Annotated in this window: 30 protein-coding genes; 11 read left to right on the plus strand and 19 right to left on the minus strand. The window is 55.0% G+C overall.

All coding sequences use genetic code 11. The features are described 5' to 3' along the window. Window positions 1-9: 9 nt before the first annotated feature. Both argF and K1718_RS21725 read right to left on the minus strand, forming a co-directional pair. Window positions 10-939, minus strand: coding sequence for an ornithine carbamoyltransferase (argF, locus tag K1718_RS21720; protein ID WP_152502938.1), 930 nt, complete (start codon window positions 937-939; stop codon window positions 10-12). Further along, window positions 936-2,135: an aspartate aminotransferase family protein gene (locus K1718_RS21725; RefSeq protein ID WP_265680880.1), complete on the minus strand. Its 1,200-nt coding sequence runs from the start codon at window positions 2,133-2,135 to the stop codon at window positions 936-938. Before K1718_RS21725 ends, argF begins: the two co-directional genes overlap by 4 nt. A gap of 442 nt (window positions 2,136-2,577) precedes the next feature. Between K1718_RS21725 and K1718_RS21730 the strand changes: the two genes are divergently transcribed. After that, window positions 2,578-3,114, plus strand: coding sequence for a GcrA family cell cycle regulator (locus K1718_RS21730; RefSeq protein WP_152502940.1), 537 nt, complete (start codon window positions 2,578-2,580; stop codon window positions 3,112-3,114). 84 nt (window positions 3,115-3,198) lie between these two features. On the opposite strand, the gene phoB is transcribed toward K1718_RS21730, so the two are convergent. The 8 genes from phoB to K1718_RS21770 form a co-directional block, all read right to left on the minus strand. Continuing rightward, a complete protein-coding gene (phoB, locus tag K1718_RS21735; protein WP_152502941.1) occupies window positions 3,199-3,897 on the minus strand; it encodes a phosphate regulon transcriptional regulator PhoB in 699 nt (232 codons plus the stop codon). 73 nt (window positions 3,898-3,970) lie between these two features. Beyond that, window positions 3,971-4,669 (minus strand): phosphate signaling complex protein PhoU, encoded by a 699-nt coding sequence (gene phoU / locus K1718_RS21740; RefSeq protein ID WP_152502942.1) that lies wholly within the window; start codon window positions 4,667-4,669, stop codon window positions 3,971-3,973. A 34-nt stretch (window positions 4,670-4,703) separates the two neighbouring features. After that, window positions 4,704-5,465: a phosphate ABC transporter ATP-binding protein PstB gene (gene pstB / locus K1718_RS21745; protein ID WP_247649271.1), complete on the minus strand. Its 762-nt coding sequence runs from the start codon at window positions 5,463-5,465 to the stop codon at window positions 4,704-4,706. A gap of 47 nt (window positions 5,466-5,512) precedes the next feature. Then, window positions 5,513-6,862 (minus strand): phosphate ABC transporter permease PstA, encoded by a 1,350-nt coding sequence (pstA, locus tag K1718_RS21750; protein ID WP_265680879.1) that lies wholly within the window; start codon window positions 6,860-6,862, stop codon window positions 5,513-5,515. Then, complete coding sequence (gene pstC, locus K1718_RS21755) at window positions 6,862-8,334, minus strand: phosphate ABC transporter permease subunit PstC (protein ID WP_265680878.1); 1,473 nt, start codon at window positions 8,332-8,334, stop codon at window positions 6,862-6,864. Before pstC ends, pstA begins: the two co-directional genes overlap by 1 nt. Window positions 8,335-8,417: 83 nt before the next feature. After that, the gene (locus K1718_RS21760; protein ID WP_265680877.1) at window positions 8,418-9,455 is read right to left on the minus strand and encodes a substrate-binding domain-containing protein; all 1,038 of its coding nucleotides are present in this window, start codon (window positions 9,453-9,455) and stop codon (window positions 8,418-8,420) included. A gap of 473 nt (window positions 9,456-9,928) precedes the next feature. Next, window positions 9,929-11,284 (minus strand): ATP-binding protein, encoded by a 1,356-nt coding sequence (locus tag K1718_RS21765; RefSeq protein ID WP_265680876.1) that lies wholly within the window; start codon window positions 11,282-11,284, stop codon window positions 9,929-9,931. Between the two features lie 189 nt (window positions 11,285-11,473). Then, window positions 11,474-11,953: an SRPBCC family protein gene (locus K1718_RS21770; protein ID WP_265680875.1), complete on the minus strand. Its 480-nt coding sequence runs from the start codon at window positions 11,951-11,953 to the stop codon at window positions 11,474-11,476. A 224-nt stretch (window positions 11,954-12,177) separates the two neighbouring features. Here K1718_RS21770 and K1718_RS21775 point away from each other — a divergent pair, with 224 nt between their 5' ends. After that, window positions 12,178-13,080 (plus strand): MBL fold metallo-hydrolase, encoded by a 903-nt coding sequence (locus K1718_RS21775; RefSeq protein ID WP_265680874.1) that lies wholly within the window; start codon window positions 12,178-12,180, stop codon window positions 13,078-13,080. Between the two features lies 1 nt (window position 13,081). On the opposite strand, the gene K1718_RS21780 is transcribed toward K1718_RS21775, so the two are convergent. Continuing rightward, window positions 13,082-14,065: a DUF1499 domain-containing protein gene (locus K1718_RS21780; protein WP_265680873.1), complete on the minus strand. Its 984-nt coding sequence runs from the start codon at window positions 14,063-14,065 to the stop codon at window positions 13,082-13,084. Between the two features lie 230 nt (window positions 14,066-14,295). On the opposite strand from K1718_RS21780, the gene K1718_RS21785 reads away from it, so the two are divergent. From K1718_RS21785 to K1718_RS21795, 3 genes are all read left to right on the plus strand, one after another. Further along, window positions 14,296-14,700, plus strand: coding sequence for a hypothetical protein (locus K1718_RS21785; protein ID WP_265680872.1), 405 nt, complete (start codon window positions 14,296-14,298; stop codon window positions 14,698-14,700). A 285-nt stretch (window positions 14,701-14,985) separates the two neighbouring features. Beyond that, a complete protein-coding gene (locus tag K1718_RS21790; RefSeq protein ID WP_173006113.1) occupies window positions 14,986-15,129 on the plus strand; it encodes a hypothetical protein in 144 nt (47 codons plus the stop codon). 149 nt (window positions 15,130-15,278) lie between these two features. After that, window positions 15,279-16,253, plus strand: a complete 975-nt coding sequence (locus K1718_RS21795) for a magnesium transporter CorA family protein (RefSeq protein WP_152502952.1) — start codon at window positions 15,279-15,281, stop codon at window positions 16,251-16,253. Between the two features lie 16 nt (window positions 16,254-16,269). Here the strand turns inward: K1718_RS21795 and pdxH are convergent, their stop codons facing one another. Next, window positions 16,270-16,905, minus strand: a complete 636-nt coding sequence (gene pdxH / locus K1718_RS21800) for a pyridoxamine 5'-phosphate oxidase (RefSeq protein ID WP_152502953.1) — start codon at window positions 16,903-16,905, stop codon at window positions 16,270-16,272. Between the two features lie 81 nt (window positions 16,906-16,986). On the opposite strand from pdxH, the gene K1718_RS21805 reads away from it, so the two are divergent. Next, on the plus strand, window positions 16,987-17,454 hold the full coding sequence (locus tag K1718_RS21805; RefSeq protein ID WP_152502954.1) for an RT0821/Lpp0805 family surface protein: 468 nt from the start codon (window positions 16,987-16,989) through the stop codon (window positions 17,452-17,454). A gap of 199 nt (window positions 17,455-17,653) precedes the next feature. After that, window positions 17,654-18,640, plus strand: a complete 987-nt coding sequence (locus K1718_RS21810; protein ID WP_265680871.1) for a J domain-containing protein — start codon at window positions 17,654-17,656, stop codon at window positions 18,638-18,640. Window positions 18,641-18,717: 77 nt separating this feature from the next. Here the strand turns inward: K1718_RS21810 and K1718_RS21815 are convergent, their stop codons facing one another. Beyond that, on the minus strand, window positions 18,718-19,611 hold the full coding sequence (locus K1718_RS21815) for a DMT family transporter (protein WP_265680870.1): 894 nt from the start codon (window positions 19,609-19,611) through the stop codon (window positions 18,718-18,720). 131 nt (window positions 19,612-19,742) lie between these two features. Here K1718_RS21815 and K1718_RS21820 point away from each other — a divergent pair, with 131 nt between their 5' ends. Then, on the plus strand, window positions 19,743-20,042 hold the full coding sequence (locus K1718_RS21820; protein ID WP_152504398.1) for a winged helix-turn-helix transcriptional regulator: 300 nt from the start codon (window positions 19,743-19,745) through the stop codon (window positions 20,040-20,042). Between the two features lie 63 nt (window positions 20,043-20,105). Here the strand turns inward: K1718_RS21820 and K1718_RS21825 are convergent, their stop codons facing one another. Both K1718_RS21825 and K1718_RS21830 read right to left on the minus strand, forming a co-directional pair. After that, on the minus strand, window positions 20,106-20,597 hold the full coding sequence (locus tag K1718_RS21825; RefSeq protein WP_265680869.1) for an SRPBCC family protein: 492 nt from the start codon (window positions 20,595-20,597) through the stop codon (window positions 20,106-20,108). 9 nt (window positions 20,598-20,606) lie between these two features. Then, window positions 20,607-20,969 carry an ArsR/SmtB family transcription factor gene (locus K1718_RS21830; RefSeq protein ID WP_265680868.1) on the minus strand — a complete coding sequence of 121 codons (363 nt, stop codon included), beginning with the start codon at window positions 20,967-20,969 and terminating at the stop codon, window positions 20,607-20,609. Window positions 20,970-21,057: 88 nt separating this feature from the next. On the opposite strand from K1718_RS21830, the gene K1718_RS21835 reads away from it, so the two are divergent. The 3 genes from K1718_RS21835 to K1718_RS21845 are packed head-to-tail and all read left to right on the plus strand — an operon-like array spanning window position 21,058 to window position 22,605. After that, window positions 21,058-21,585 carry a MarR family winged helix-turn-helix transcriptional regulator gene (locus K1718_RS21835; protein ID WP_265680867.1) on the plus strand — a complete coding sequence of 176 codons (528 nt, stop codon included), beginning with the start codon at window positions 21,058-21,060 and terminating at the stop codon, window positions 21,583-21,585. Continuing rightward, window positions 21,582-21,905, plus strand: coding sequence for an antibiotic biosynthesis monooxygenase (locus K1718_RS21840; protein ID WP_265680866.1), 324 nt, complete (start codon window positions 21,582-21,584; stop codon window positions 21,903-21,905). The genes K1718_RS21835 and K1718_RS21840 overlap by 4 nt, the downstream gene beginning before the upstream one ends. A 1-nt stretch (window position 21,906) precedes the next feature. Next, window positions 21,907-22,605, plus strand: a complete 699-nt coding sequence (locus K1718_RS21845) for a GNAT family N-acetyltransferase (protein ID WP_265680865.1) — start codon at window positions 21,907-21,909, stop codon at window positions 22,603-22,605. A gap of 203 nt (window positions 22,606-22,808) precedes the next feature. Here K1718_RS21845 and K1718_RS21850 read toward each other — a convergent pair whose 3' ends face one another. The 4 genes from K1718_RS21850 to K1718_RS21865 form a co-directional block, all read right to left on the minus strand. Continuing rightward, window positions 22,809-23,633 (minus strand): VOC family protein, encoded by an 825-nt coding sequence (locus K1718_RS21850; RefSeq protein WP_265680864.1) that lies wholly within the window; start codon window positions 23,631-23,633, stop codon window positions 22,809-22,811. A 103-nt stretch (window positions 23,634-23,736) separates the two neighbouring features. Then, window positions 23,737-24,237 (minus strand): ClbS/DfsB family four-helix bundle protein, encoded by a 501-nt coding sequence (locus tag K1718_RS21855; RefSeq protein ID WP_265680863.1) that lies wholly within the window; start codon window positions 24,235-24,237, stop codon window positions 23,737-23,739. Window positions 24,238-24,309: 72 nt separating this feature from the next. Continuing rightward, window positions 24,310-24,681, minus strand: a complete 372-nt coding sequence (locus tag K1718_RS27565; RefSeq protein WP_371419589.1) for a GNAT family N-acetyltransferase — start codon at window positions 24,679-24,681, stop codon at window positions 24,310-24,312. Window positions 24,682-24,932: 251 nt separating this feature from the next. Next, entirely contained in the window at window positions 24,933-26,267 is a 1,335-nt protein-coding gene (locus tag K1718_RS21865; protein WP_265680862.1) for an NAD(P)/FAD-dependent oxidoreductase, read from the minus strand.

The following is a 26,267-nucleotide window of genomic DNA, read 5'->3' on the forward strand; positions in this document are numbered from 1 at the left end:
GGAATTGCCTTAACTTGCGCCGAAACACCAGGCCAGAATACCCTTCTGGGCATGGAGTCGGTTTTCGGCTTCGTCAAACACCACAGAGTTGGGACCATCCATCACTTCCGACGTCACTTCCTCGCCGCGGTGAGCCGGCAGGCAGTGCATGAACAAAGCGTCGCTGTTCGCTTCCGACATCAGACGGTTGTTCACTTGATAGGCGCTGAGCAGATTGTGACGCGATTCCGCATCATCATCGCCCATAGACACCCAGCAGTCGGTCACGACACAGTCGGTCCCCTTGACCGCCTCATATGGGTCTGTTGTCACGAGAATGGAACCACCCTTGGCACGGGCCGCATCGATTAGGTCTTGCGGCGGTGCCAATTCGGCTGGTGTTGCAATGCGCAGTTCAAAGTCGAGCCGCGGTGCTGCGTGAACCCACGACGCCAGAACATTGTTGTTGTCACCTGTCCAGGCAACACTCTTGCCCTTGATCGATCCGCGATGTTCTTCAAACGTCATGACATCTGCCATGATCTGGCACGGATGCGACACTTTGGTCAGACCGTTGATAACCGGAACAGTTGCGTTTTCGGCAAGTTCATTGAGTTCATGATGGTCGAGGATACGGATCATGATGGCATCGACGAAACGCGACAGGACCTTGGCCGTATCTGCAATGGTCTCTCCCCGGCCCAACTGCATTTCAGCACCGGTCAGCATCAGGGTTTCACCGCCCAGCTCCCGCATGCCGACATCAAAGGAAATGCGCGTGCGTGTCGAAGGTTGTTCGAAGATCATGGCCAGAACCTTGCCCGCAAGCGGGCCTTCGCCACGGCGTACGCCATTGCGGCTGGACTTGATCTTGCGACCGGTGTCAAGAATGGCGCGCAACTCGTCGCCGTCAAACTGGGTCAGATCCAGAAAATTCCGGTAGCTTCCGTTCGCGGTCATTCTGCCGCTCCTTCCACCAGTTTCGCTTCAATCGCCTGCGCAGCCACTTCAAGGCGCTCTACGGCAACTGAGATTTCCTCTTCGCTAATTGTGAGCGGCGGCATGATGCGTACGACGTTGTCGCCCGCGGGCACTGCCAGCAAGCCAGCATCACGTGCCGCTCCCACATATTCACCGACAGGCACAACACACCGTATGCCCAACATCAGACCGTTGCCTCGCACCTGGTCCAGCACTTTGGGATGACTGTCCACGAGGCCCGCAAGCTTTTGCTTGAGATGGAGCCCCTTCTGTTGAACATCCTCCAGAAAGCCGTCACCAAGCACGACATCCAGCACAGCATTGCCGACCGACATCGCAAGGGGATTGCCGCCGAAAGTCGTTCCGTGCGTTCCAGGTGCTAGCGCTTCTGCGCAGTCCGCTGTTGCGAGACAGGCCCCCATCGGAAACCCGCCGCCAATGCCTTTGGCAACGGCCATGATGTCCGGCTCAATGCCGCTCCACTCATGCGCAAAAAACTTGCCCGTACGGCCGACGCCGGTCTGGATTTCGTCCAGGATCAGCAAGATACCGTGGTCATCACACAGCTGACGCACAGTACGCAGGAAGTCCGTCGGGATTTCCCGAATACCGCCTTCACCCTGGACGGGTTCAAGCGCGATCGCTGCCGTCTGCGGTCCAAGGACAGCCTTGAGCGCATCCAGATCGTTCGCAGGCACCTGATCGAAACCCGGTGCCTTCGGGCCAAATCCTTCCAGATACTTGGCCTGGCCGCCCGCAGCGATGGTCCCAAGGGTCCGACCATGGAACGCGCCCTCGAAGGTTACGATGTGATAGCGCTCCGGCTGGCCTTTGTCGAAGTGGTACCTGCGCGCGCACTTGATGGCAGCTTCCATCGCTTCGGCGCCGGAATTCACAAAAAGCACCTTGTCGGCAAATGAGGCATCGCAAAGGCGCTGCGCAAGGCGCTCGCCTTCAGGTATCTGATGCAGGTTGGATACATGCCAGAGTTTGGCAGCCTGCTCTTGCAACGCGGATACGAGGTGCGGATGGCTATGCCCTACGGAATTGACGGCAATACCGGAACCGCAATCGAGGAATCGTCGGCCGTCTTTCGCAACAAGCCAGACACCTTCCCCATGATCAAACGACAGGTTCGATCTTGCGTAGTTACCGAATAATGCAGTCTCGGACATAACCTCTTTTGTCTCCTTAAGAACGCCTGCACGAAAGCAACGCTCGCGCCCGGCATGGGCAACGATGTCAAAGTTACTGTGTCAGGCCAAAATGCAACATGCCGCCCCGAAGAGGCGGCACGCTGCGGCTTTCTTATACACCCGCGGCCCCGAGGCCTGTCAATGGAAATGGCGCGTTTCCGCTACCTGCAGCGTCTGAGCCCAGATTCAGCAAAAGTCTCAAGGGCCTCGCCATACTTGGGGAAAAGTCGCTTCATCCCCAACTGGTTTCCGGCGAATGGTTGCCTGACAAATTAACGTTATTGTAACCTCTTGATATTCAAACACGAGATCTCGTGGGGCTAATCATTCTTAGGCACTAGATATGCCATAGTGGGCGTGCCTGCGCATGCCTAGCACGAGGTTAATGGCCGGCAAAACGGTCAAATGAAAAGGTGCGGCAATGAGTTGGACAGACGAACGGGTTGAGCTTCTCAAAAAGCTTTGGAGCGATGGCTTGAGTGCAAGCCAGATTGCGGGTGAGCTGGGTGGCGTAACCCGGAACGCCGTTATCGGCAAAGTACATCGGCTTGGACTGTCAGGTCGCGCAAAGTCCTCATCGTCCAGCAGCAAGCCTCGCCGTCCACGCACCAACGCGCCAGCAACCGGGACTTCCGCACCAAAGAAACCAACGCCGCAGCCGCAGACCATCGGTGCAACAGCCCTGAAGGCGGACATCGCACCGACACCTATCGTCGAGGCAGAGCCAGACCTTGAGCCAATCGCTGAGCTGGTGCCAATTTCAGAGCGCGCGTCGATCCTGACCCTGACCGAACGGACATGCAAATGGCCGATTGGCGATCCTGCGACTGACGATTTTTACTTTTGCGGACGTCAGTCCGACGCCGGTGTTCCCTATTGCGCGCACCACTGCAAGATCGCTTATCAGCCGGTTGCAGATCGTCGCCGCGATCGCAAAGTGATCGCCCGCGCGGGATAGCGATCAAACAGCATCGAAAACGAAAAGCCCGCCAGATTGGCGGGCTTTTTGTTGTGATTTTGCGCTTGATGGTCCGTCACTTCGTCACGCAACCACCGAAAACTGATCGTTGAACGCATATCCGGCACCACGGACGGTTCGGATGGGGTCCCTGGCTTTGCCCCTGTTCAGCGCCTTGCGAAGGCGACCGACGTGAACATCGACGGTACGTTCGTCGACATAGACGTCATGCCCCCAAACACCATCAAGCAATTGCTCACGTGAGAAGACCCGTCCGGGTGATGTCATTAGAAATTCCAGCAGCCGGAATTCAGTGGGTCCAAGATGGACTTCTTTTGCATTCCTGCGAACTCTGTGTGTTTCACGATCCAGCTCGATATCTCCGGACCGCAGCATTGTGGACACCACTTCAGGACTTGCCCGGCGCAGGATTGCGCGAACCCGCGCCATCAATTCAGGTACGGAAAACGGCTTCACGACGTAGTCGTCCGCGCCTGTCGACAGTCCTCTGATGCGCTCGGCCTCTTCACCGCGTGCCGTCAGCATGATGACAGGCAGTCGCTCGGTGTCTTCCCTGGCCCTCAGGCGACGGCAAAGCTCGATCCCAGACAGACCCGGAAGCATCCAATCAAGCAGCAAAAGGTCCGGTACGCTTTCCCGCAGCCGAATTTCAGCCTCGTCGCCACGAATACACGATTCAACGGTGTATCCTTCCGCTTCCAGATTGTATCTCAACAGAAGACTAAGCGGTTCTTCGTCTTCAACGATGAGCACCTTCGGCATACATCTCGCTCCATATCATGCAGCAGGCACAGGCGCGCCGGCCGGATCGTTCGTTCGAAATTTCGCTCGGCTGTTAGGAAACGCTGGTGGTCTCGTCCAGCTTGGTCCGTTCCTCCGGAAGCCGCTCACCGGTCACCATGTAAAAGACGTTTTCCGCAATATTGGTCGCGTGATCACCGATGCGCTCAATGTTCTTTGCGCAGAACAGGAGATGGACACACTGCGTGATGACCCTTGGATCTTCCATCATGTAGGTCAGAAGCTCGCGGAACAGCGACGTGTAGATCGCGTCCACTTCCGCATCGGCTTCCTGCACGCGTTTCGCTGCTTCCGGATCCTTGCGTGTATAAGCGTCCAGGACCTGCTTCAGCTGGCTCAGCGCAAGCTCGGTCATGTGCTCGACACCAATCGCAAGCTTTTTAGACCCAAGGCTGTTGTCGATCGCAATAGCGCGTTTGGCAACGTTCTTGGCCAGGTCTCCAACACGTTCCAGATCATTGGCGATACGTGTGGCAGCCGTAATTTCCCGCAGATCCTGCCCCATGGGCTGACGGCGCGCGATCATTTCGATCAGCTTTGCTTCCACTTCCTGATGCAACGTATCAAGCCGTTCATCCTGGGCGATGGTGGTTTTGGCCAGATCCAGGTCCCGTGACACCAGTGCAGAAACGGCATCGGCAAAAGCCTTTTCAGCCAAACCGCCCATTTCGGCGACCTTGCCGGCCATTTCCGTTAGTTCTTCGTCATAGGCAGAGACTGTATGCTCAGACATACTTTGTCCTCTTTAGTAATCTCGAAAGAATTTCTTAGCCAAAGCGGCCAGTGATGTAATCTTGAGTACGCTTGTCTTTCGGGTTTGTGAAGATGTCCTGTGTCGGCCCCTCTTCAACCAGAATGCCAAGGTGGAAGAATGCCGTGCGCTGGGACACACGCGCTGCCTGCTGCATGGAGTGCGTCACAATCACGATCGTATAGTTCTCGCGTAATTCGTCGATCAGCTCTTCCACCTTCGCGGTCGCAATCGGATCCAAAGCCGAACACGGCTCGTCCATGAGGATCACTTCAGGACTGACGGCAATCGCGCGGGCAATACAGAGGCGCTGCTGCTGACCGCCGGACATGCCGGTTCCGGGCTCATCCAGCCGGTTCTTCACCTCTTCCCAGAGACCTGCCTTTTGCAGGCTGGAAGAGACGATATCATCAAGCTCTGACTTGTTTTTTGCCAGACCATGAATGCGCGGACCGTAGGCGATGTTGTCATAAATTGACTTCGGAAACGGGTTCGGTTTCTGGAACACCATGCCAACCTTGGCGCGCAACTGCACCGGATCGACCTTGGGATCGTAGATGTCTTCGCCGTCAATCTTGATCGAGCCTTCGACACGGCAAATGTCGATGGTGTCATTCATGCGATTGATGGTTCGCAGAAACGTCGACTTGCCACAACCAGATGGTCCGATAAAGGCTGTCACTGAACGCGGCTGGATTTCAATATCCACGTCCTTAATGGCCTGGTTGTCGCCGTAATAGACCTGAACCTTGTTTGCAGAGATTTTGCTGTCGGTCATTTTTATCGCCTGTTCAATGTTCGGCATCTCGTTCATCGCATCAATCCTCACCAGCGGCGCTCAAACCTGCGGCGCAGGATGATCGCGAGAATGTTCATTGTGAGCAAGAAGATCAGCAGGACGATGATACCGCCCCAAGCTTTTTCGTAGAATGCGTAATCCGCCCTGGCTGCCCAGGTGTAGATCTGAGCCGGCATGGCAGAGTTCGGATCAAGGAAGCCCGACACGAAGCCATCTGGATATCCGCGCGCAACAAAGCCGACCATCCCGATCAGAAGCAGAGGTGCAGTTTCACCCAGCGCCTGTGCCAGACCAATGATGGTTCCCGTCAGAATACCCGGCATTGCGAGTGGCAGCACATGATGGAAGATCGCCTGCATCTTCGAAGCGCCGACGCCAAGTGCCGCGTCGCGAATGCTCGGAGGCACCGCCTTCAGCGAGGCGCGTGTTGAGATAATGATCGTGGGGAGCGTCATCAGTGTCAGCACAAGGCCGCCGACCAGCGGTGCCGACTGCGGCAGATGCATGAACTGGATGAAGACGGCCAGACCCAGGATGCCGAACACAATGGAAGGAACCGCAGCCAGGTTCGATATGTTCACCTCGATCAGATCGGTGAACTTGTTCTGCGGTGCGAACTCTTCAAGATAAATGGAGGCTGCCACACCAATGGGGAGCGACAAAAACAGAACCACCAGCATCATGAAGAAGGAGCCGATCACCGATGCTCCAATGCCGGCCCCACCCGGATTGTCGACGCCTGAATCCGTTCCGGTGATAAAGCTCCAGTTGAAGACAGATCTGATGATATTGGCCTCGACCAGGATATCGACAAGGTCCAGATCTGCTTTCTGCAAGAAGCGGCTGTCGGTCATGTTCTCGCGTGTCACACGTCCGTTGAGATAACCGTCAACGCGTGAGGAAGCTGCCAGTTCAAACGAAACGGGCTGTCCAAGCTGGCTCTCATCCGCCTTGAAAAACGATCTGATGTCGCCGCCGGGCTTGCCGACAATACGTTCAATCGTGCTGGCGTCGAAGGGAACGTCGAGGCCCTTTTCTTCAAGCTGACCTTGCAGAGCTTCGATAAAGATCTGCGCATAGGCCTTGGTCTTGAAGAGCTGGCCCTCCGCTTCGTCATACTGCTCTTGTGTCAGCGTGAACTCCACCTCGACAACCGTCTTGGTGAAAGCGGGAATGCCCTCGGAAATGATGGCGATGGCCAGGACAACGAGGAAAAACAGGCCAATTCCAATCGCTCCAATGCCGTAGGCTTGAAAGCGCTTCTCCGCCGCGTTCCGTTTACGGGTCAGTTCATCGATCGCATAAAGCGACTTGGGCTGAACAGACTTCGCGCTGGAGGGCTCGGACGTTGCGGGAGGAAGTGTTGCGTCGGTCATCAGTCATACTGCTCCCGGTACTTGCGCACGATGTAGAGTGCGACGATGTTAAGTCCAAGTGTCACCACAAAGAGCGTCATGCCGAGGGCAAAGGCAACCAGAGCAACCGGGGACGCGAAGTCGGCATCGCCGGTCAACTGACTGACGATTTTCGCAGTCACCGTCGTCATGGCTTCGAAAGGATTGAGGCTCAGGCGCGCGGCTGCGCCAGCCCCGAGTACAACGATCATCGTTTCGCCGATTGCGCGCGAGGCCGCGAGCAGGATTGCGCCGACGATACCCGGAAGAGCAGCGGGAAGAATGACCTGCTTTACCGTTTCCGATTTCGTTGCACCAAGGCCGTAAGAGCCGTCACGCATCGCCTGGGGAACTGCATTGATGATATCGTCGGAGAGCGAGCTCACAAACGGGATCAGCATGATGCCCATGACGAGACCTGCCGTCATGACGGCCGTACCGGCTTGCATGATCCCGAGCCCATTGTCGCCGAATACCGACAAGAGAAGCGGCCCGACTGTCAGCAATGCGAAGAGACCGTAAACAATGGTCGGGATACCGGCCAGGATCTCAAGCAGTGGCTTGGCGACAGAGCGAACCCTCGAGCTGGCATATTCAGACAGATAGACAGCTGCAAAGAGGCCGATGGGAACCGCTACAACAAGAGCGACAATCGAAATATAGAATGTGCCCCAAAGCAGTGGAAGTATCCCCAATTCTGACGAGCCGCCACGACCGGAGAAGCTCGGCGACCAGGTCAGGCCAAAGAAGAAATCCATCGCCGGATAAAGCCTGAAGAATTCAATCGTGTTGAACACCAGAGACAGCACGATCCCCACCGTCGTCAAAATGGCGATCAGGGCCGCAGAAAACAGGATGACCCGTATTCCGTTTTCCACCGTGTTTCGAGCGCGGAAATCCTTGTTGGTTTCCTTCAGGCCCCAAAGCGCTCCTGCAATCGCGATGAGGATAACGACAATCGACATGTAAAGACTGCCGGTCGCCGCCATGATCCGATAGGACTGTGCTGCCCGCATGACCGGCTGCGTGATATCGGACGTTACAATTTGTCCGGCAGCTTTCAGACGGGCGGTAATGTCGGTGAAATCTGCGCGGGCATTGCTTGCGAATTCTTCGCTCATCTGGCCGCTGGAAACCGCATTTTCCAGTCCGATCGCTGCGCGGCGCACCTCTGCCATGACAAGACCCAGCGATGAGCCTTCCTGGATGGCGGTTTCGGGAATTGCGCTGGAAATAGTGCTGTTAATATAAAACGGCTGCACCAGCAGCCAGACAATCAAAACCAGAAACGCAGGAACGGCGGCCTTCATGGCCACGTTTGCCCCATAGTAGGACGGAAGAGAGTGCAGTTGGCTGATCTCTCCAGAAGCGCTGGTCAAGGCACGTGCGCGCCCCACGATGTAGCCTACCAAAGATATGGCAAGCACGATCACGACGAGCCAGAACAAGGACATATGGTCCCCCAGAGTGTGTATGTCCGGAAACGAAAAAGGGGCGACGGGAATTGCCGCCCCTTTCTGAATGAGCCGAGGCTCTCTTACTTCATTGTTTCTTCAGCTTCGATAGACGCCTGCGTGGCAGCGAGCTCAGGATCGGCAACGAGGCCGTATTGAGCCAGCGGGCCGGACGGTCCAGCAATTTCGTCTGCTGTGAAGAACTGCGCATATTCTTTCAGACCCGGGATAACACCGATATGCGCCTTCTTGATGTAGAAGAACAGCGGACGGGAAACCGGGTACTCACCGGTAGAAATGGTTTCCGTGGACGGAGCCACATCACCCATGGTCGCAACTTTCAGCTTGTCGGTGTTGTTCTCGTAGAATGCGAGACCGAAGATGCCGATGCCGTTCGGGTTGGAGTCGATGCGAGCAAGCGTCTCGGTGTAGTCGCCGTCGATGTCGGTGGACTTGCCGTCTGCACGCACGTCGATGCAAGCATCTTCCGCGTCGTCTTCTGACATGCCGCTGTCGAGCATTGCCTGAAGGGCGCCGGTTGCTTCACAGCCTACTGCCAGAACCTTTTCTTCGAACACTTCACGGGTACCGTGCTTGGTGCCCGGAATGAAAGCAGCGATATCGACATCCGGCAGGTCAGCGTTGAATTCAGCCCATTTGTTGTATGGGTTGTCGACGATCTTGCCGTCTTTCAGCACTTTGGCGCCGAGAGCGTTGAAGATGTCTGCTGCCTGGAACGCCGTGAAGGCCGGGCCGTCTTTTTGAGATGCGAAGACGATTCCGTCGTAACCGATGCGGACTTCTATAATGTCCTTAACACCAGCTTCAGCACAGGCTTTGATCTCTTTCTCGCGGATTTTGCGCGAAGCGTTTGCCACGTCGATGGTGTTTTCGCCAACACCTTCACAGAAGCGCTTCAGGCCAGCGGAAGAACCACCGGATTCCACAACCGGTGTCGGGAAATCGGTGTTTTCACCAAAGGCTTCAGCAACAATGGAAGCGTACGGCAGGACGGTGGAAGAACCAGCAACCTGAACCTGATCGCGAGCCTGAGCTGCGCCAACAAATGCGGTAGAAGCAACAGCCAGAGCAGTTGCGCTTACGAGGGTCGTAAATTTCACTTGACCACTCCCTTTGAATGTCAAGGTTTGTAGAGGATCGCAAGTCGCAGAAATGCGCGAGCGATGCCGGGACCCTAGGGCCCATGGATGAGAGTTCTATGACAGTTCTTTTTCAGTTTTGTGACAATTTAAATAACTGAAATAAAAGAGATTTTTTCGTTTCATCAAAGCTTTATGTCAATATGACCGTCATTTTACGACTCGTTGCTCGCCGTATAAACACATCCTTGGCTTTGATAATCAGCGAGACTCATCGCCAACTTTGAATGAGATGCCATGGTTAGCTCGATCCGAGCCAGATTGCGTCAAAAGCAAAACATGGACACTCACGTTCAAGATCCAGCCTTCATCTCAATCTTTCGGAGAGCTACGTCTTCGCTGGACGGGTCTCTGCCAACTTGCAGAAAGGGTCTGACGGCGGCTCTGCTGTGCAATGGATGATTCAAGTCAGAACTCTCATGCGAAACTGATCTTTAAGTGGACGCGGCCTCGTCTGTGCCCTCGCCTTCGATTATCGATGGCAGAAACACTTTGAAAACGGCACCGTTTCCAGGTTCGCTTTCAACGTCCAAGCGCGCGCGATGGCGGGTCAGGATGTGCTTTACGATTGCCAGACCCAGCCCTGTTCCCTTCAAAGCACGGCTGGATTCAACATCCACACGGTAAAACCGCTCCGTCAGACGCGGCAGGTGTTCTGTCGGAATACCGTCACCGTAGTCGCGAATGGAGAGTTCCCAGCCGGTAGCAGCTGCCGCATCCGACTGAGCGGACAACGAGACATCCACGAACTCACCCTCCGACCCGTATTTCAGGGCGTTTTCGATTAGGTTTTCCGTCACCTGAATGAGTTCATCTCGTTCACCCATCACCCTCGCCGCCTGGTCAGGCATGTTCAGCCGGATGGTAACGTTGAGATCCTTGGCGAGAGGAGACAAGGCATCCGATGTGTGGCGGACGACTTCACAAAAGTCGACAACACTGTCAGGACGGACATGAGCCTTCAGTTCGATCCGCGACAGAGACAGAATATCATCGATCAATCGACGCATCCGACCGGCCTGATCCAGCATGATCGACAGGAAACGGTCTTGCGCCTCCCGGTCGTTTTTCGCTGGTCCCTGCAAGGTTTCGATAAACCCGGTGAGGGAGGCCAGAGGGGTTCGCAACTCGTGGCTTGCGTTTGCGACGAAATCGCTGCGCATGCGCTCCAAGCGGCGGTTTTCCGTCAGGTCCTGAATAACGACCAATATAAAGTCAGGCAGGCTTTGTGGGCGTTCGGCAGTGTTGCTGCCTGGCATATAGATCGGAGCAATGTGAGCTTCATAAGAGGTTTCTGTCGGGACCTTCTCGACCCAGCTGATCCGCTCGGTTTGACCGGTGCTGCAAACCCGATCAAACGCTTCAAGGAGTGATGGTGCCCTGAGTGAAAAAGAAAGTGGGTCCCCGGGCTTTACGCCTTGATAAAGAGATTGCGCCTGAGCGTTGACATAGCGCGTAATGCCACGTCCATCCGCCACAAAACATGGCGTTGGCAAAGCGTCGACGGTCACCTTCATTCCCGTGCCGGGCCACATTTTGCGGATTTCACGCTGGGCCTTGAGTTTAACCCGCCGGTTTACCGAACGTCTTGGAACGAAAGCCGCAACCGAGGTCAGGGCGAGCATTGCAACGATGCTGGACCAGAGCGAAACACCATAGGTGAAGATGCCATAGACAACCGCGCACAGGGCGGTCAGCAGGATCCAGCGTGCCTCACCAATTCTGGTCAGCGGCGAGGCTGCTGCTTTGGCCTCGGCGGCCTCCTCTTCAGACGAGTGGGAATCGGTCATGAATTCGATAAGTGATTGTATACCTGAGATCGGTGTCCCGAATTGCCGACACTATTTCGACGTCGTAGGAGTTTGACAAGGTCGAAATCGGAAATTTGAAAAACGGGCCTGGGCACCGTCTAGCACGGTAAGCATGTCATTCCGGCGACAGAGGCGACACTTTAATTTGTTGCGCCAATAAAGACCTGGTCATCGCCAGCTACCTGAACGAGCTGCGGACTTCAGTCTGGCAATCGTGTCCGGCCAGCCCTCCGACCTACGCATTCGATTAAGATACTCAGCGCCGGTTTCTCCGTGCCTTAAAAACTCGCTGTGCACCACTTCAAGACGTGTTGCCTCGCCAGCTTCCCGGAAATTGATCATGACACGACTTGCGGTCGCCGGATCCGCGACTTCGGTGCCTTCGATGGTGACCTGCCAGGCGATGCGAATAAAGAGCGGCGGCTCGATCGAAAGGACGGTGCCCCAGACGCGTTGTTGACCCGCACTGTCGATCTCATAGCAAGTGCCGCCGGCAAAAGGTTCGATACCGGCTTCCACATTTCCTTGCGCGACGTCTGCGAACGGAGATGACCACCACAAATCCAACCGATCGACAAGCATGGAAAATGCCTTTTCCCTCGGCATGTCCAGCAAGCTGTCAAACCGGCATTCAGTTTCGTGCGACATCACGCTCCGCCAAGGCTGTTCAATCTTGTTCAAGTGACAATCTTTCATAGAAATGCCCGAATTGGCAAAGTCCGGTTTCCCTAGCTGATTCAAACGTCAGACAGATGACGAGTGAAAGTGCCTAATTATTCCCGAGTCACCGGCTAGATTTCTTCGTTGAATTGCGGTGGAAAGCGACGCAAGTATTCTTTGATCCCAAGCTCAATTCAAAAGGCACCTCGGACTTGCGGCACGACAGAGACTTCACCCCCCGTTACGGACAGGCCATCGAAATCGTTCCCGGTGTCCGGCGTTTGACCGCGAACAATCCCGGACCTTTCACATTTTTCGGCACAAATTGCTATTTGCTTGGAACCGACAGGCTCGTTGTCGTCGATCCGGGTCCGGCAGACGAACTGCAAGTAGACGCGATCCTGAAGGCTGCAGACAGAGCCACCATAGAAGCGATCCTCGTCAGTCATACCCATGTCGATCATGCTCCGGGCGCGAGACTGCTGAAACAAAGAACAGGTGCACAGATTGTCGGCTGCGGTGTCCACCGTGCGGCACGAGACTTGTTGGAAAATGAAGTCAATCCTCTCGACGCCAGCGGCGACAAGGAATATGCCCCGGATCAGCAACTGGAGGATGGCGAAGTCTTTCGCGCTGCGGGCCTGGCGCTGGAAACCGTTTCAACGCCCGGACACACGGCCAATCACCTGTGTTTCGCACTTGACGGCGCTGACCTCCTGCTGTCGGCCGATCATGTGATGGGGTGGTCGACATCCATCGTGGCACCGCCTGACGGCAACATGCGCGATTACATGACATCGTTGGACAAGCTTCTGGCGCGCCCGGAACAGCTCTATTGCCCGGGCCATGGAGGCATAATCCGAGAAGCAAGTCAGTATGTGCAGGACTTGAAGCAGCACAGGCTCGCGCGCGAACAATCAATTCTTAGCCAGTTGGCAAACGGCGATAAGAGCATTCCGGAAATTGTCACAGTGCTTTACGCTGATGTGAACCCGGCCCTGTATCCAGCCGCGGGGCTGTCGGTTTTTGCTCACCTGGAAGATCTGGTAGGGCGCGGCGAAGCAACCGCTTCACCCGGGCTCGGCCTCAACAGCCGCTATGGCAGGCGCGCTTAAATCAGCCTTCCAGATCGGTCAGACCGAAATCGTCAACTTCGGGACCCTCTTCCTCTTCAAAGTAAGGCTTGAAACCAGGCAGTGGTATCGTGTCGCGCGGCTCCTGCAACGGCACGATTTCCGGCTCGTCCTCCAGCTCATCTTCGTCGACCGACAGACGAGCCAGATCACCATATGTCTCCAGCAGAACCCTGTCGATCTCGGCAAATACCAGCCGGATATTGTCTGCGTTTCCGGTCAGGTCCTTGAGAGGTGTCTGGGACCGGGCTCGCACATCCAGCAACGCACCAAGTGGGTCGGGGCGGATGCGCAAGCTGACGTCATGTTTGAGGCCCAGAAGCCGTGACGTTCCAACTGCCTGCAATCTTGTTGGGGCATCAAGGAGATCGGGCGGCAGTTCATCGACAACGACCCACCCCAATGTATCGACGGCTTTTGCGCCAGCTGCGTGCAACTGTGCGGGAGGTATTCTGTATCTTCGCGGGACGATATCCGGGTATTGCCTGGAGCGCCCGGTTGTCTTTGGCTCCGAACCGGTTACCTGCGTGATCGCGGGCCAGAGATGTGTTTCCAACGACGTGTTGAACCAGCCAAGAAAAGGCTGCTCTTCCGAGAGAGCTTGAATTTTCATATTCGGCGGGTCGAGGCGGTTTGTCGACAAGTCGTCTGGTCCGGCCTGAAGGACCAGCATGCCCAGAATGATACCGGGTGCGACAAGCGCAATGGCTGCAAGCAACATGCCCGTCAAAGCCGATGGAAGGCCCGGTCCGCCATGTGCCCAAATTCGTTGAAAGGCAATCAGCGCGAGACCGATTGCGAGGAGTGCTGCCACTCCGGCTCCTGCAAGAGAAAGTGCGAACACATCTGCATCAACGAAACCGAAACGCTTGGACAGATAGGCGGTTACAGCCAATGCAAGCGCAACCGCGCCGACAATTCGGCTTGCCGGTGCTGACCTTGTTTTGTAGGCGGCGTAACGTTTCATAGCTTTCCAATTCGTTGGCTCTTGAGCGCGAAAGCCAACACTGACGTTCTGATTGTTTCTTTCTTTACAGACCAAATGTCAAAAATGAACTTCACTTTCAGGGGCAGCAAAGCATAAATTTGCAAAAAGAGGGTTGGGCAAACGCCTGATTCAGCGGCACTGAAAAAAGGCTAAAGAGGCGCGAGGTAAGGATGCCGGTCAAGGGCACAGGTCATCCGGTGGAAAATCTGGTGCGAAATACTGACGCTAAGAACCGCGGCCGCCGTCAGGGTAGTCGGTTGCGCTCGTTTTTCCTGCCCGGCCGCGGCAATATCTTTCTGTGTTACCTGATGACACTGTCGGTCATGCTGTGTCCAATCGCCCTTTTGTTCGCAATCTTGTTTGCCGAAACGCAAAACGAAGAGTTTCAGGCTCACTACCACTATCTTCGCACAACCATTGCACTTTTGGTCATCGGTTTGCTGACCGGTTGCCTCCTGATCGTACTGGGGGCTTCCTTGTCGTCGTTACTCATTTTTGCAGGTCTGGCATTTGCAGGCGCTGCACTGATCTTGACAGTGCTTCGCTGCAGCCATGGTTTGATCCGCACGACACGCGGATTACCTCTAAGGAACCACAGAACCTACTTTATTTAGTGACCAACTTGCACCTATCGGCCTTTACTTGACGGATATCAAAACAGGTAAATAAAAGATTACCTGCTTTCTTCAAATTCGCAGAATTATCGTTACATCCTGTTATGGTATTTGACTGGCCTGAACGCGGCAATAAGCACATACTTATTGGGTCCAGGCATCAAATGTGGGCGACTTTTCAATCTGCCTTCCGTTTGCCGCAATTGGACACCAAATGCAGCGCGCCCGCACAACATCAACGCGTAAACCAGTATCGCGGGCACTGGACTACAACGGACCTGACAAATGTCTGAACAAATCTCCCGACCGTCCACAATCGCTTCTTCTGGAGCGAAACTTGTCAATCAGTACAAGCCGGTCGGCATCGCCGCGATTACTGCAGCTGCAATCTGCAAAAACGCAGGTACAGAGAAGAAAAAGAAGAAGTAAGCTTTTGGCACTGCAAGCGCCAACCCACAATGCCGCCAACATCCTCATCTGAGGATCAGGGACAGGCAGACAAGGTTGCCGCCGCATGATCACTTGGGCACACTGCCGCTGATCCGGACGCAATGAGTGTTCCAGCGGAGACAGCTTAAATGATCATAGCCTACTGCCCCTCGGTAAACGGCCTGGAGCGCATAGAACTTGCTCCGGGCACGCCGCTGCCAACAACATCCATCTGGATCGATCTGGTCGCCCCATCACAAGATGAGCAAAAGGCCGCCGAGAAGTTGATGGGAGCGGAAATACCGACGCGCGAAGAGATCGCTTCGATCGAAACGTCTGAGCGCCTTTATCTGGAGCCGGGAGCGGTTGTCATGACTGCCCAGCTTCCGATCGCCACCCGCACAATCGATCCTACCTTATCGTCCGTCACCTTTGTGGCCAACGCGAAACGCCTGGTTACCGTCCGATATGGCGAACCAAAGTCTATTGCCCTGCTCTCTCGCAAAATCCAGAGCGATAGAACGATCGCCCATCGCGGACCTGCGGTGTTGTTTGCGATGCTCGACATCATCGTCGACCGCTGCGCAGACGAAATGGAAGCGGCATCAGCACGATATGACGAACTCGCTGTACAGGTGTTCGGTGATGGACTGAACACCCGGAAAACCGCCAGCTATCAGGATGCCATACGGCAGCTAGGCCAGATCGGCCTTCACGTCACCAAGATGCACGATGTTTGTACAAGCCTTGCCCGGATGCTCATATACATGAACACCCATGCAAAGCGATTTGATTTGAGCGAAGACCAAATCGCCGAAGTCAAGATGTTCGGCCGGGACATTCATTCCATCAAGGAGCACGGCGATGCGTTGGACAACAAGCTGGCGTTTTTGCTCGACGCAACCGTCGGCCTGGTCACGCTGGAACAGAACCAGATTTCCAAGATCTTCACGGTCCTCGGAGTTATCTTCCTGCCCCCGACCCTGATCGCATCGATTTACGGCATGAATTTCGACAAGATGCCAGAATTGCGGTGGGAACTTGGCTTCCCGTTTTCAATCGGGCTCATGCTGCTCTCGATCGTGGCAACCTTTCTTGTCTTCCGATGGAAGAAGCTGCTTTAGCGGATCGACCAAAACCTCAAGGATATAGCCGTTCCCGTTTCCATTTCTGACCGGGAGCCTCTCGTGTCAACAGCACCCGGTCGTGCAGCCGGAATGGCCGGTCGTGCCAGAATTCAATGGAGACAGGCTCCAAGCGCATGCCGGACCAGTGGTCCGGGCGTGGGATGTCGCCAATGCCGAATTTGGCGGTGAATTTAGCAACTTCCTTTTCGAGTGCGAACCGGCTTTCCAGCGGCCGCGACTGTTTGGAGGCCCAAGCGCCAATCCTGCTGCCGCGCGGCCGTGACTGGTAATATGCGTCGGCTTCATCAGCCGGCACCTCAGAAACAGGACCACGAATGCGCACTTGCCTGCGCAGCGACTTCCAGTGAAAACACATGGCCGCTTTGCCCGCCTGCAGGAGTTCCTTGCCCTTTGTGCTTTCAAAATTTGTGTAAAACACGAAACCGCGTTCATCGAAGCCCTTGAGCAACAGCATCCGCACATTTGGCATGCCGGTTTGGTCGACCGTTGCCAGCGCAAAGGCATTCGGATCGTTTGGTTCCGACGCCTTGGCATCCTCAAGCCATTCAGAAAAAAGATCAAATGGCTGTGTGACTTCGGTGAAGTCACCTTTTGTTAACTCTTCATGAGGATCTTTGAGGTCTGTCATGGGTACCTGTCGAAGGAAACGACAGCCTGAAGCGCGGCATGAGACTGCCATCACGTGGGGGCTGTCCAATAGATGTATCGTATGCGTTCATATACTGCCAGGCGTATCAAGATCCAGCCCTTTGCCGCCGTCCTGTTCGTGGTCGGGGCAGCTGTTGCTGGTTGCAGCCAGGTGTCGGTCCCTGTCGGCAGCAACAATGTTGACACCCCTACGATATTGACCGGCTCGATCGCCTCCACAACAGATGAGGCCTATTCTGACATCAATCAGGACGATCGCTCAATTATTGCGGAAAACCTGGACGTAATCGGACCTGACCTGACTGCAAGCGGAGATACAAACGGTCTGACACTGCCTTGGCTCAATTCAGTGAGCGGAAATTCCGGAACGCTGTCCAGCATCGTGACGTCCGACCTGAATGAGACCGGTTGCCTGTCGTTCAAAACGACTGCAAACACCATTACGGGTATAAAACTCTATTCCGGAACCGCCTGCCGCGACGTGACGCAGAAATTCGCTGTAACAACACTTTCCGTCGCAGGTGCTTGATCCTTCGAACAAAGACGCTAAAAGCAAAGAGCTTCTGACATGGACGGGGCTGGAATTTCCACCTGTTCGTTCCGATATAAGAGATAAGTCCGGTTGGACTTGACCCCTTGGTATCGCACGCTTCGGAGCAGGCACTGTGTCCGGAGCGTTTTAGCGTGGGTTGGTAGGCCGGAAAATCTTTAGAAACCTGGTGAGACGAATGCGTGATCCCTATAGCGTCCTCGGGGTGGCGAAATCCGCCAGCGAGGGCGACATAAAAAAGGCCTTCAGGAAACTGGCCAAAAAGTACCACCCCGATCAAAATAAAAACGATCCGGGTGCACAACAGCGTTTTGCCGAAGTGAACCAAGCTTACGAGATTGTCGGCGACAAGGAAAAGCGCGCCCAGTTCGATCGCGGAGAGATTGATGCAGAGGGCAAGCAGAAATTCCACGCCGGTGGTTTTGAAGGCTTCACCGGCCATCAGGACTTCGGCTCTGCTGGCGGGTCCAGAGGCTTCAAGAACTCAGGCGGCTCTGGCGCTTTTGACGACATTCTGAACGACATTTTCGGCAGCTTCGGCAAGGGTGGCTCTCGCGGTCGCGCCGGTGCTGGAGCGGGGCCTGGCGGTGGTTTCGCCGGAGGCGCGCAAACCAGATCCGCCCCTAAAGCCAAAGGCAAAAACGCTGAAATCATCGCGCGTGCATCGCTCGAGGATATCGTCAACTCCGGCAAAACGCAGGTCACGCTACCCAATAGCAAGACCGTGAATGTGACCTTGCCCAAAGGGGTCGTCGAGGGTGAAAAGATCCGTCTCAAGGGACAAGGACATCCAGGTGAGAATGGCGGGCCTGCCGGCGATGCCATGGTCGAAATCCGCTTTCGCCAACATCCGCTGTTCGAAGTGAAAGGCTCGGATTTGCATCTTGATTTGCCGCTGGCGCTTTATGAGGCGGTTCTGGGAGCAAAAGTCCGCACTCCGACACTTACGGGTGCGGTCAATTTGACAATCCCGGAAAACGCCTCCAGTGGGAAAACCATGCGACTGAAAGGCAAGGGTCTTCCAACCAAGACCGGTGGCCATGGCGACCTTCTGGTCAAGCTGCAGATCGTGATGCCGCCTCACAATGACGAAGAGCTGGAAACGCTCATGAAAGCCTGGAAGGAAATCACACCTTATCGGGCCCGCGGTCCGGAATTCGACTGAGACCGAAACGAAACCTTCGCCAATAGGTGCAAGCGATCGGAGATGCCGCCGTCTGGGCGGCATTTTCATGTTGGCGGTCAATAGAGCACGATAACTGCAGTGCCTATGACAGCGATTGCGGTTCCTGCCATCGCTTCCAGGCCAGGCCTTTTTCCCTTTGTTGCCCAAAGGATCGGCAACACGCACAAGGGCGAAAGCGACCCCAGCACTGCGGCAACTCCTGCCTGTGTATTGGCGAAGGCATATAGCAGCAGCGACGATGAAATCCCGTATCCGATGACGCCGGGCAGGATCGTTCTGAAAAGAAGATAGGGCGAGGTTTCCGTATCCGCCCTCACGGCCTGAGAGGGCCAGATACTCGCCAGTGAGATCACGGCTGCAGCTCCCAGAAGCCGAATGGCAGTTACCGCGACTGGCTCAGCACCAGCGGTCAGCGCTGGTTTAACCGCGAGAAAACCCGCCCCTTGAAGAGTTGCTGCCAATAGCCCCAGTAACACAACACTCAACAAACGCTTTCCAGCAACGCCCTCTTCCCTCTCAGCCTGGCTGCCAAAACGAATGGCTATCACGAGACCGGCAAGAATGAGCACACCACCCAATAAATCCACTGGCCCGATTGTTTCACCTATCCAGAAATAGGCGAGCCCGGCGACCACGGGGGCTTTCAAACACAAAAGCAGCTCGGTGAGACGCGGCCCGCCACGACGCAGGCACTCGATCATCGCGAGATTTCCAAGCAGAATTCCGCCAAGTGAGCTGACCAAAAAGGCTGGCCAGTGTTGCCAGTCAATGCTCGGCCAGAGGTCGAACAAACTGCTCAGCACCGCCATCAGAGCTGCGCAGAATATCAGCTGAATGCGGGTAAACTCAAACGCGCCCAACGCTTTGGCTGGCATCTGTGCCAACACAATTCCACTTGCCCACCCAATAGAGGCAAAAAGAGCGGTTGAAGCCGCAACAATTCCAAGCATGGTAGTTATCCGCGTGCTATCTTTTACGTAGCATTAGTTCGCTACACAAAAGATAGCAAGAGGGTAAATTGCCTGTATCATCACCTCAACCAGGCCAACCCGTGCGCGGCTCGCGTTCCGGCAAGCCAATCATGGCACTCTTTGACCTCCTCGGACGCAATTGGGCGCTGGGCATCATCTGGCAGCTTTCGGGAGGACCGATGACCTTCAGAGAACTGCAGGACCGGTGTGAGAGCGTGTCACCGACTGTGCTCAACCGTCGACTCAAGGAACTGAGAGCCAGTTTGCTCATCGAGCGCGGCGAGCGAGGGTATCAGCTGACACCGCTGGGTCTGGAACTCTTCGGTATGCTGGAGCCTTTTGGCACGTGGTCAATGACCTGGGCACAGCACCTACAGAACGAAAAACCAGACCAGGAAAAGCGATCCTGATCTGGTTGAAGTCTGGATGAAGATGATGTCGAGCACGTGTTTCTGCGCGACAACCGTTTTTGATCAGCCTTTGCGTTGCATTTCTGCCAACATTTCCGCGAGCAGATCCATACCTGCGCCCCACCCCTTGTCGAGTCCGCTGATCGCGCTGGCAAAACAGGCAATCTCCGCTTCATTCGCCTCATGTGGCGTCCAGACCAGTCGAACGTCCGTATGATCTCCGGTTTGCGAAAAGGTTACGGTTGTCAGCAACACCTTTGGCCAGTCCGGCATCATCGGATTTGAAACCACGTTCCAGTCGCCATCCGAGACCGAGTGAAGCCACACCAGCTTTTCAGGAGCAACGACTTCCGTATATTCCACGCGCTGAAAGTGAGAGTTTTCACCAAACCTCATTTCATTCAGCCAGAGGCCTCCCGGCTGGACGTCCAGTTTGTGCACGACCGTTTCCACACCCGGCCCATACCAACGAGCTAGCAATTCAGGCTCTGTCCAGGTCCGCCAAACCATGTCTCGAGGCGCGTTGAAACGTCTTTCAAGTATAAATTCCGGCATTGCCATTGCCTAACTCCCTAACTCATCGGTGTTTTTAAGCTCGTTCAGAAGATCATCGAGCTGGTCGAAACTTGAGCTCCAGAACTTCCTGAATTCTTCCAACCAGGCAATCGCCTCCTTCATCGGCGCGGCGTTCAGCCTCGCTGGGCGGCGTTGTCTGTCTGCACCACGCATGACCAGTCCGGCCCGTTCCAAGACCTTCAGGTGTTTTGAAACTGCCGGCTGGCTCATTTCAAACGGAGCAGCAATCTCGTTGACCGACGCTTCACCGCTCGCCAACCGCGTCAGGATCGCCCTGCGTGTCGGATCCGCAAGGGCGGCAAAGACGGTGTCCAGTTGCGTAGCCTCTTTTATATAACCAACTTGTTCCATAACTCTCTAGTTATATTCAATGTAAAACAGTGTCAACTATTGAAAAAAATAATTAGTTATATATCTTGTTATATAAATGGAGGCGTTTATGGTCGAAGACATTGTCCGCACCCTAGGATATGCAACGCTTGGCAGCCGATTGAAGAGGATTGGTGAAAAGCTTCAGTCACAGACCCAGGAGCTCGCGATATCGCTTGCCGGCGAAGATTTACCAACGCCATACAACCCGGTTCTGGCAGCCCTGGATCTGCATGGGCCGATGAGCATCGGTGATCTGGCCAAGTCTCTTGGACAAAGCCAACCCGGCATCACGCGCATGATCAAGAAGATGAAAAGTGCAGGCCTGGTTGAGCCTCGACCTGATCAGACCGACAAACGGGTCAGCACCATTGAGCTGACCACAGATGGCAGCAAACTGGTCGAAAAACTCAAGGCACAACATTGGCCCGCAGTCACTCTGGCCGTGGAAGACGCCTGCCGTGAGCTGCATGGTTCGTTTCTTGAACAGCTGTCCCAACTTGAACAGACACTGTCTGAGCTTGCACTTGCCGACCGACACCCTCCCCCGCCCTTTCCAGACTGGGACACCATGCGGAAATCGGAGGAAAGCGAATGATCAAACGCATATGGCATGGCTGGACAACGCCGGATAATGCAGAGGCCTATTACGAAATCCTGACGAGTGTGGTCATTCCCGGGATCGAAGCAAAGTCGATACCCGGCTACCTAGGTATTGAAGTTCTTCAACGTGACCTGGAATCGGAGATCGAATTCATCACGGTCATGAGTTTTCGATCACGAAATAACATCATCGCGTTTCTGGGGCAGGACTACGAACGTTCCTACGTGCCGGACGCTGCCCGAACAGTTCTGAAAAGATGGGATCAGACAGCACAACATTATGAGCTATGCACCAGCCGCAACTGCGAGGGATGATATGAACGCTCTGTTAAATCGGGTCGTCTGGTCGGCTCTGACATCTCGCCAAAACCAGTTTTCGCGTGGCGAGGACCTTGCGTTGAGGTTCGATCCGGACGTGTCTCCGTTTGCAGCATCCAGGGACAATTCACCCGAAGCGCTTGCAGCACTTGCCAGTCTCATGTCGCCCAAAGACCCACCTGTCTATTTGCTTCAGGCTGATGAAATCGCTCTGCCATCCGACTTGGAAATCGAGATGACGGCACTCGGCGTTTTGATGACTGAAAAGACCCCTCAACCGGAAGCAGCTCCAAAAGTCACGATTGTTTCCCTGCAACAGCCGGACATTGACGAGATGGTCAGCCTTGCCGAACTGACGAAACCGGGTCCGTTCACCAAGCGCACACCGGAACTCGGGCAGTTTTACGGTGTCAAATTGGATGGCCGTCTTGCGGCGATGGCCGGAACGCGCCTCAATCTCGATGGCTATACCGAGATCAGCGGCATCTGCACACATCCGGACTTTCGAGGACGTGGCCTTGCATCCGAACTGTCAATTTGGGTCGCATCCAAAATTCGGGAGCGTGGCGACACCCCTTTCCTTCATTCTTATGCGGACAATGAGGGCGCGATCGCACTTTATCGGAAACTCGGTTTTGAGATCTGGAGCGAAGTGAATGTTGCTGTGGTCCGGCGATTGGAAGGCAATTCCGACTAAGGGGTTGCAGGCCAAAGACCGTATGCGATCGTCACGACACTCAGAATAATCCAGGTGGAAACAAGCGCCCAATAGAGAAGCGGATGTTCCAGTTTCCTGATTGGTTCGACCAGATATGTTTCTCCAGACTTTAACGCTGGAATGACCCACAGCAGGAAGAGAATGCCCCAGACCAAATAGACCTCAAAGACGACAGCGATCCACTAGATGGCAAGTGCCAGAAGGGTCTTCCACTTCAAACCTGCAGTTTCACGGACTTTCTGCTTCCCGGAGTGCCTGGCATCCGCGCCGGTTTCCCGCAGGAACAAGGCCGCACCATCAGGGTCCTGGATGAGCACACTTCGATCCTCCGGTGTTTCATAAAGGACTTTGCCGCCAGTATGCTTAGCCGCGTCTTTGGCGACATTCAGATCATTGACCCCGATAAAAACACCCCAGAACTCAGACGCTCCGCGAATGTCTTCGGGAACTTCGACAACATCCGAGATATGCCGCTCCCCCAGTTCCAGGGTGAAGTGACCCGGTTGATCTCCAATCGAAGAGGTCCACCCAAACAAGGCCTCATAAAATGGAATGACAGCAGCGGCATTGGAGACGTAAAGAGAATTCCAAACCATGCTTCCAGCACCGGCCACATCATCTCTGACAGGCAAGGCAGGCTTCTCAATTACCGTAAAACCAGCTCCCAACGGGTCCCGGATAAGAGCAATGCGCGACGTTTTGAGATAAGGCGTGGGTTTGAGTTCAATTTTGCCACCGAATTCTTCTGCACGTGCGACGGTGTCTTCTATGTTCGAGACCTCGATATAGGACATCCAGAAACTTGGCAGTCCGATCTCCCGGAACTTCGCCGGCATATCAAATAATCCGGCTTGCTGACGGTTTCTGCTTGCAGCAATGAAATAGGGATCTCCGTTTGGCTGCCGGTCACGAACATAGTCCCAGCCGACCACGGCCGTATAAAAGCTCTTGGTAACTTCAGAGCGAAACGTCGAGAGATCACACCAGACAAAATCACCATGGGCCATCAATGCACCTATCAGAACATTCGGTAGTTCTCAGCTAAGATGCATTGATCTGTCCGGCAAGGCACTAAGCCCCTCGGACGCTATGTTGCCGACCCATAAAGCGTTACTTGACCGTGGCGGCGCGCATTTTCTGGCGCAGATACTTGGCTGCGGACCTGTAGTGGCTGGGACCTGCGGCTTCGGCCCAGCGCCCTGTCGTCCAGTTGTTGTTCGCGCCCTTCATTGGGCCGCCATAAAGCTCTTCTTCAGACAGGCTTTCGATCAAGGCAAGCAACTCGGCATTGCTGGATTCAAGCATGGATCGTGCCGCGTCCCAAGTGAGCCCTGCCTGCTGTTGCCTCAAGTCGGCATTGTAGCGCTTGGTCTCGTTCCACTTGTATCCCTTCGCCGGAAAGTAAACTTCCTTGCCCGCACGCCCATCTCTGAACCAGCCGAGATACAGTTCGATCCAATGCGCCCTGTGTCCGATGATATCTTTCGGCGAGGTTTCATCTTCGTCTTTCTGAAGACGCAAAATCGCAGGAAGCTCATCAAGGATCTTCAAAAGCTTTTGCCATTCCTTGGCGGTGAGATCGAGCAATTGCTGTTTTGATGTTGCGGCCATGACAACCTCCTCAGGGTTGTATGCATATTCGAAAAACTTCCCAGACCGGGCCTTGATGCAGAACAATCGTGCCTAAAGAATTCGGCCACACCAGATCGTGCCAAGCGAGCCGCCATGCGGGTCTTCACGAACCGGGTCAAATCCACGCGCAGTCCAGAAATTCAAACCAGCTTGATTGGCTGCGCTTACACCTGCGTGCACTGCGCGGACACCCTTTTCCGTTGCGCTGGCCACCCAGGACGCCAGCAACTGACTGCCGATCCCCCGTCCCTGCGCTTGAGGCAGCAAATTCATGTGAATATGCGCAGGATAGGCCAGCACAATGTCACCTGGAACCGGTCGCGGATGGTGGATAAAATTTATGCGCTTGTCATCTGGCGTCCACTTAGCCGGATCACCTTGCGGCTCAGCATACCGCTTACGCAACTCGGGCCACCAATTCATTTCCAAATGGTGCTCAAAAGATCGGCTGTCCGTCGCACCTGCCACATAACCTAAGACACCTTCTTCATCTTCAGCGACTAGACAGAGCGCGTCATCACCGAAAAGATAAGGGGCTGCATAGATCAAGCCGATCAAATCCGGGTCCTGATATAGGCTTGTCGCGTCTTTGCCCGCGTTTCCCGTTCGCAAACAGATCGAATTGACAGCGTTCGTGTCAGACTTCCTTGCAGCGCGGATCACAGCCAACTTGGTCACCTGTCCTTCAAGCCGTAAAGCCAATACGCACCCTGTAGGTAAAGTTTGCGGAGCGCTGGAATGGGAAACCTTGTGAAGGGTCTTTGCAGCGCGGCAGGCAAATCCTCCTGGCGCAGCTTTCCCGATATCAGCCCGGCAAGTTTCTCGCCCGAAATTGACGCCATGGCGACGCCGCTTCCGTGCCAGCCCATGGCGGCGTAAACACCATCGAGACCCGGAACCTCTCCAACAAACGGCGTCAGGGTGCGCGCGATGCAGATATGACCGTGCCAGCTGAACTCTGATCGAACATTCGCCCAGGAAGGGAACATACTTTCGAAATCCGCGCGCGCGCGCTTCTGCATGGCCTTTATCGAGGACGCATCTTCATTTATGCCGCCGCGTGTTCCAAACAAAAACCTTTTGTCGGGCAAGAGCCTGAAATAGTGAAGAAGTATCCGAGTATCGGCGGCCATCGTGTCGGAGGTCCAGCCCTGTTCTGCCAACTCTGTTTCGCTTAAGGGTCGCGTGACCTGAATGGACGACATGACCGGCATCGTGCGCCCATGCAACCAAGCCGGGACGGTTTCATCTGAGTATCCATTGCCGGCGAGCACAACTTTCTTGGCGCGCACGTACCCGTTTTTTGTTTCAAGGCGCCAACGGTCGGTGTCCCGGTCAATTGAACCGACTGGCGTTTTGCCGAAAATTTTCCCCCCGGCTCTGCGCAACCGGTCAGCAAGCGCTTGTACGTAGGCCATCGGGTTCAGGGCGAAGCCGTAAGGCACATGTAGTCCACCATGAAATGACGGCCCGCCGTAACCTTGTTCAAACAATTCTTCACGAGACAAAAATCTGGTTCTGATACCGAAATTGGCTTTCAGAAACTCAGCTTCGGACTTGAGGTCAGCAACGTCCTTCGCTCTGTGCGCCAATAACATCTCGCCCTTTGAATGACGGTCGGCATCAACACCCCAGCTGTCCAGACGCTGCGCAACAAGATTGATACCGGCCACCTGGAAGGCCAGAAACTTGCGCGCTTCTTCCAGACCGAACCTATTGACCAGCTGTCGTGCATCGAGTTTCGTGCCGCCAAGACAACAAAAACCGCCATTACGGCCCGACGCGCCAAAGCCGACATGTTCAGCTTCAAGAACACACACCGAGATCCCCATTTCGGCGAGGCGCAAGGCAGCGCTCAGGCCTGCAAACCCGGCACCAATGACAGCAACGTCGAAGAGGGCATTGCCATGAAGTTTCCGGTCCTGTCTGGGTTGGGGGACGCTGACCTCCCAATAGCTTCCAAGTGTTCGGCGGTCATCTGTTTGAGCTGGGAAGGGTCTGATGTCCAT

The organism is Roseibium porphyridii (genome assembly GCF_026191725.2).
GTDB lineage: Bacteria > Pseudomonadota > Alphaproteobacteria > Rhizobiales > Stappiaceae > Roseibium > Roseibium porphyridii.

Coding starts and splice junctions, on each gene's coding strand:
- argF (WP_152502938.1), bottom strand. CDS start 939: ATGACCGCGAACGGAAGCTACCGGAATTTTCTGGATCTGACCCAGTTT.
- K1718_RS21725 (WP_265680880.1), bottom strand. CDS start 2,135: ATGTCCGAGACTGCATTATTCGGTAACTACGCAAGATCGAACCTGTCG.
- K1718_RS21730 (WP_152502940.1), top strand. CDS start 2,578: ATGAGTTGGACAGACGAACGGGTTGAGCTTCTCAAAAAGCTTTGGAGC.
- phoB (WP_152502941.1), bottom strand. CDS start 3,897: ATGCCGAAGGTGCTCATCGTTGAAGACGAAGAACCGCTTAGTCTTCTG.
- phoU (WP_152502942.1), bottom strand. CDS start 4,669: ATGTCTGAGCATACAGTCTCTGCCTATGACGAAGAACTAACGGAAATG.
- pstB (WP_247649271.1), bottom strand. CDS start 5,465: ATGACCGACAGCAAAATCTCTGCAAACAAGGTTCAGGTCTATTACGGC.
- pstA (WP_265680879.1), bottom strand. CDS start 6,862: ATGACCGACGCAACACTTCCTCCCGCAACGTCCGAGCCCTCCAGCGCG.
- pstC (WP_265680878.1), bottom strand. CDS start 8,334: ATGTCCTTGTTCTGGCTCGTCGTGATCGTGCTTGCCATATCTTTGGTA.
- K1718_RS21765 (WP_265680876.1), bottom strand. CDS start 11,284: ATGACCGATTCCCACTCGTCTGAAGAGGAGGCCGCCGAGGCCAAAGCA.
- K1718_RS21770 (WP_265680875.1), bottom strand. CDS start 11,953: ATGTCGCACGAAACTGAATGCCGGTTTGACAGCTTGCTGGACATGCCG.
- K1718_RS21780 (WP_265680873.1), bottom strand. CDS start 14,065: ATGAAACGTTACGCCGCCTACAAAACAAGGTCAGCACCGGCAAGCCGA.
- K1718_RS21790 (WP_173006113.1), top strand. CDS start 14,986: ATGTCTGAACAAATCTCCCGACCGTCCACAATCGCTTCTTCTGGAGCG.
- K1718_RS21795 (WP_152502952.1), top strand. CDS start 15,279: ATGATCATAGCCTACTGCCCCTCGGTAAACGGCCTGGAGCGCATAGAA.
- pdxH (WP_152502953.1), bottom strand. CDS start 16,905: ATGACAGACCTCAAAGATCCTCATGAAGAGTTAACAAAAGGTGACTTC.
- K1718_RS21805 (WP_152502954.1), top strand. CDS start 16,987: ATGCGTTCATATACTGCCAGGCGTATCAAGATCCAGCCCTTTGCCGCC.
- K1718_RS21810 (WP_265680871.1), top strand. CDS start 17,654: ATGCGTGATCCCTATAGCGTCCTCGGGGTGGCGAAATCCGCCAGCGAG.
- K1718_RS21815 (WP_265680870.1), bottom strand. CDS start 19,611: ATGCTTGGAATTGTTGCGGCTTCAACCGCTCTTTTTGCCTCTATTGGG.
- K1718_RS21820 (WP_152504398.1), top strand. CDS start 19,743: ATGGCACTCTTTGACCTCCTCGGACGCAATTGGGCGCTGGGCATCATC.
- K1718_RS21825 (WP_265680869.1), bottom strand. CDS start 20,597: ATGCCGGAATTTATACTTGAAAGACGTTTCAACGCGCCTCGAGACATG.
- K1718_RS21830 (WP_265680868.1), bottom strand. CDS start 20,969: ATGGAACAAGTTGGTTATATAAAAGAGGCTACGCAACTGGACACCGTC.
- K1718_RS21835 (WP_265680867.1), top strand. CDS start 21,058: ATGGTCGAAGACATTGTCCGCACCCTAGGATATGCAACGCTTGGCAGC.
- K1718_RS21840 (WP_265680866.1), top strand. CDS start 21,582: ATGATCAAACGCATATGGCATGGCTGGACAACGCCGGATAATGCAGAG.
- K1718_RS21845 (WP_265680865.1), top strand. CDS start 21,907: ATGAACGCTCTGTTAAATCGGGTCGTCTGGTCGGCTCTGACATCTCGC.
- K1718_RS21850 (WP_265680864.1), bottom strand. CDS start 23,633: ATGGCCCATGGTGATTTTGTCTGGTGTGATCTCTCGACGTTTCGCTCT.
- K1718_RS21855 (WP_265680863.1), bottom strand. CDS start 24,237: ATGGCCGCAACATCAAAACAGCAATTGCTCGATCTCACCGCCAAGGAA.
- K1718_RS27565 (WP_371419589.1), bottom strand. CDS start 24,681: ATGAATTGGTGGCCCGAGTTGCGTAAGCGGTATGCTGAGCCGCAAGGT.
- K1718_RS21865 (WP_265680862.1), bottom strand. CDS start 26,267: ATGGACATCAGACCCTTCCCAGCTCAAACAGATGACCGCCGAACACTT.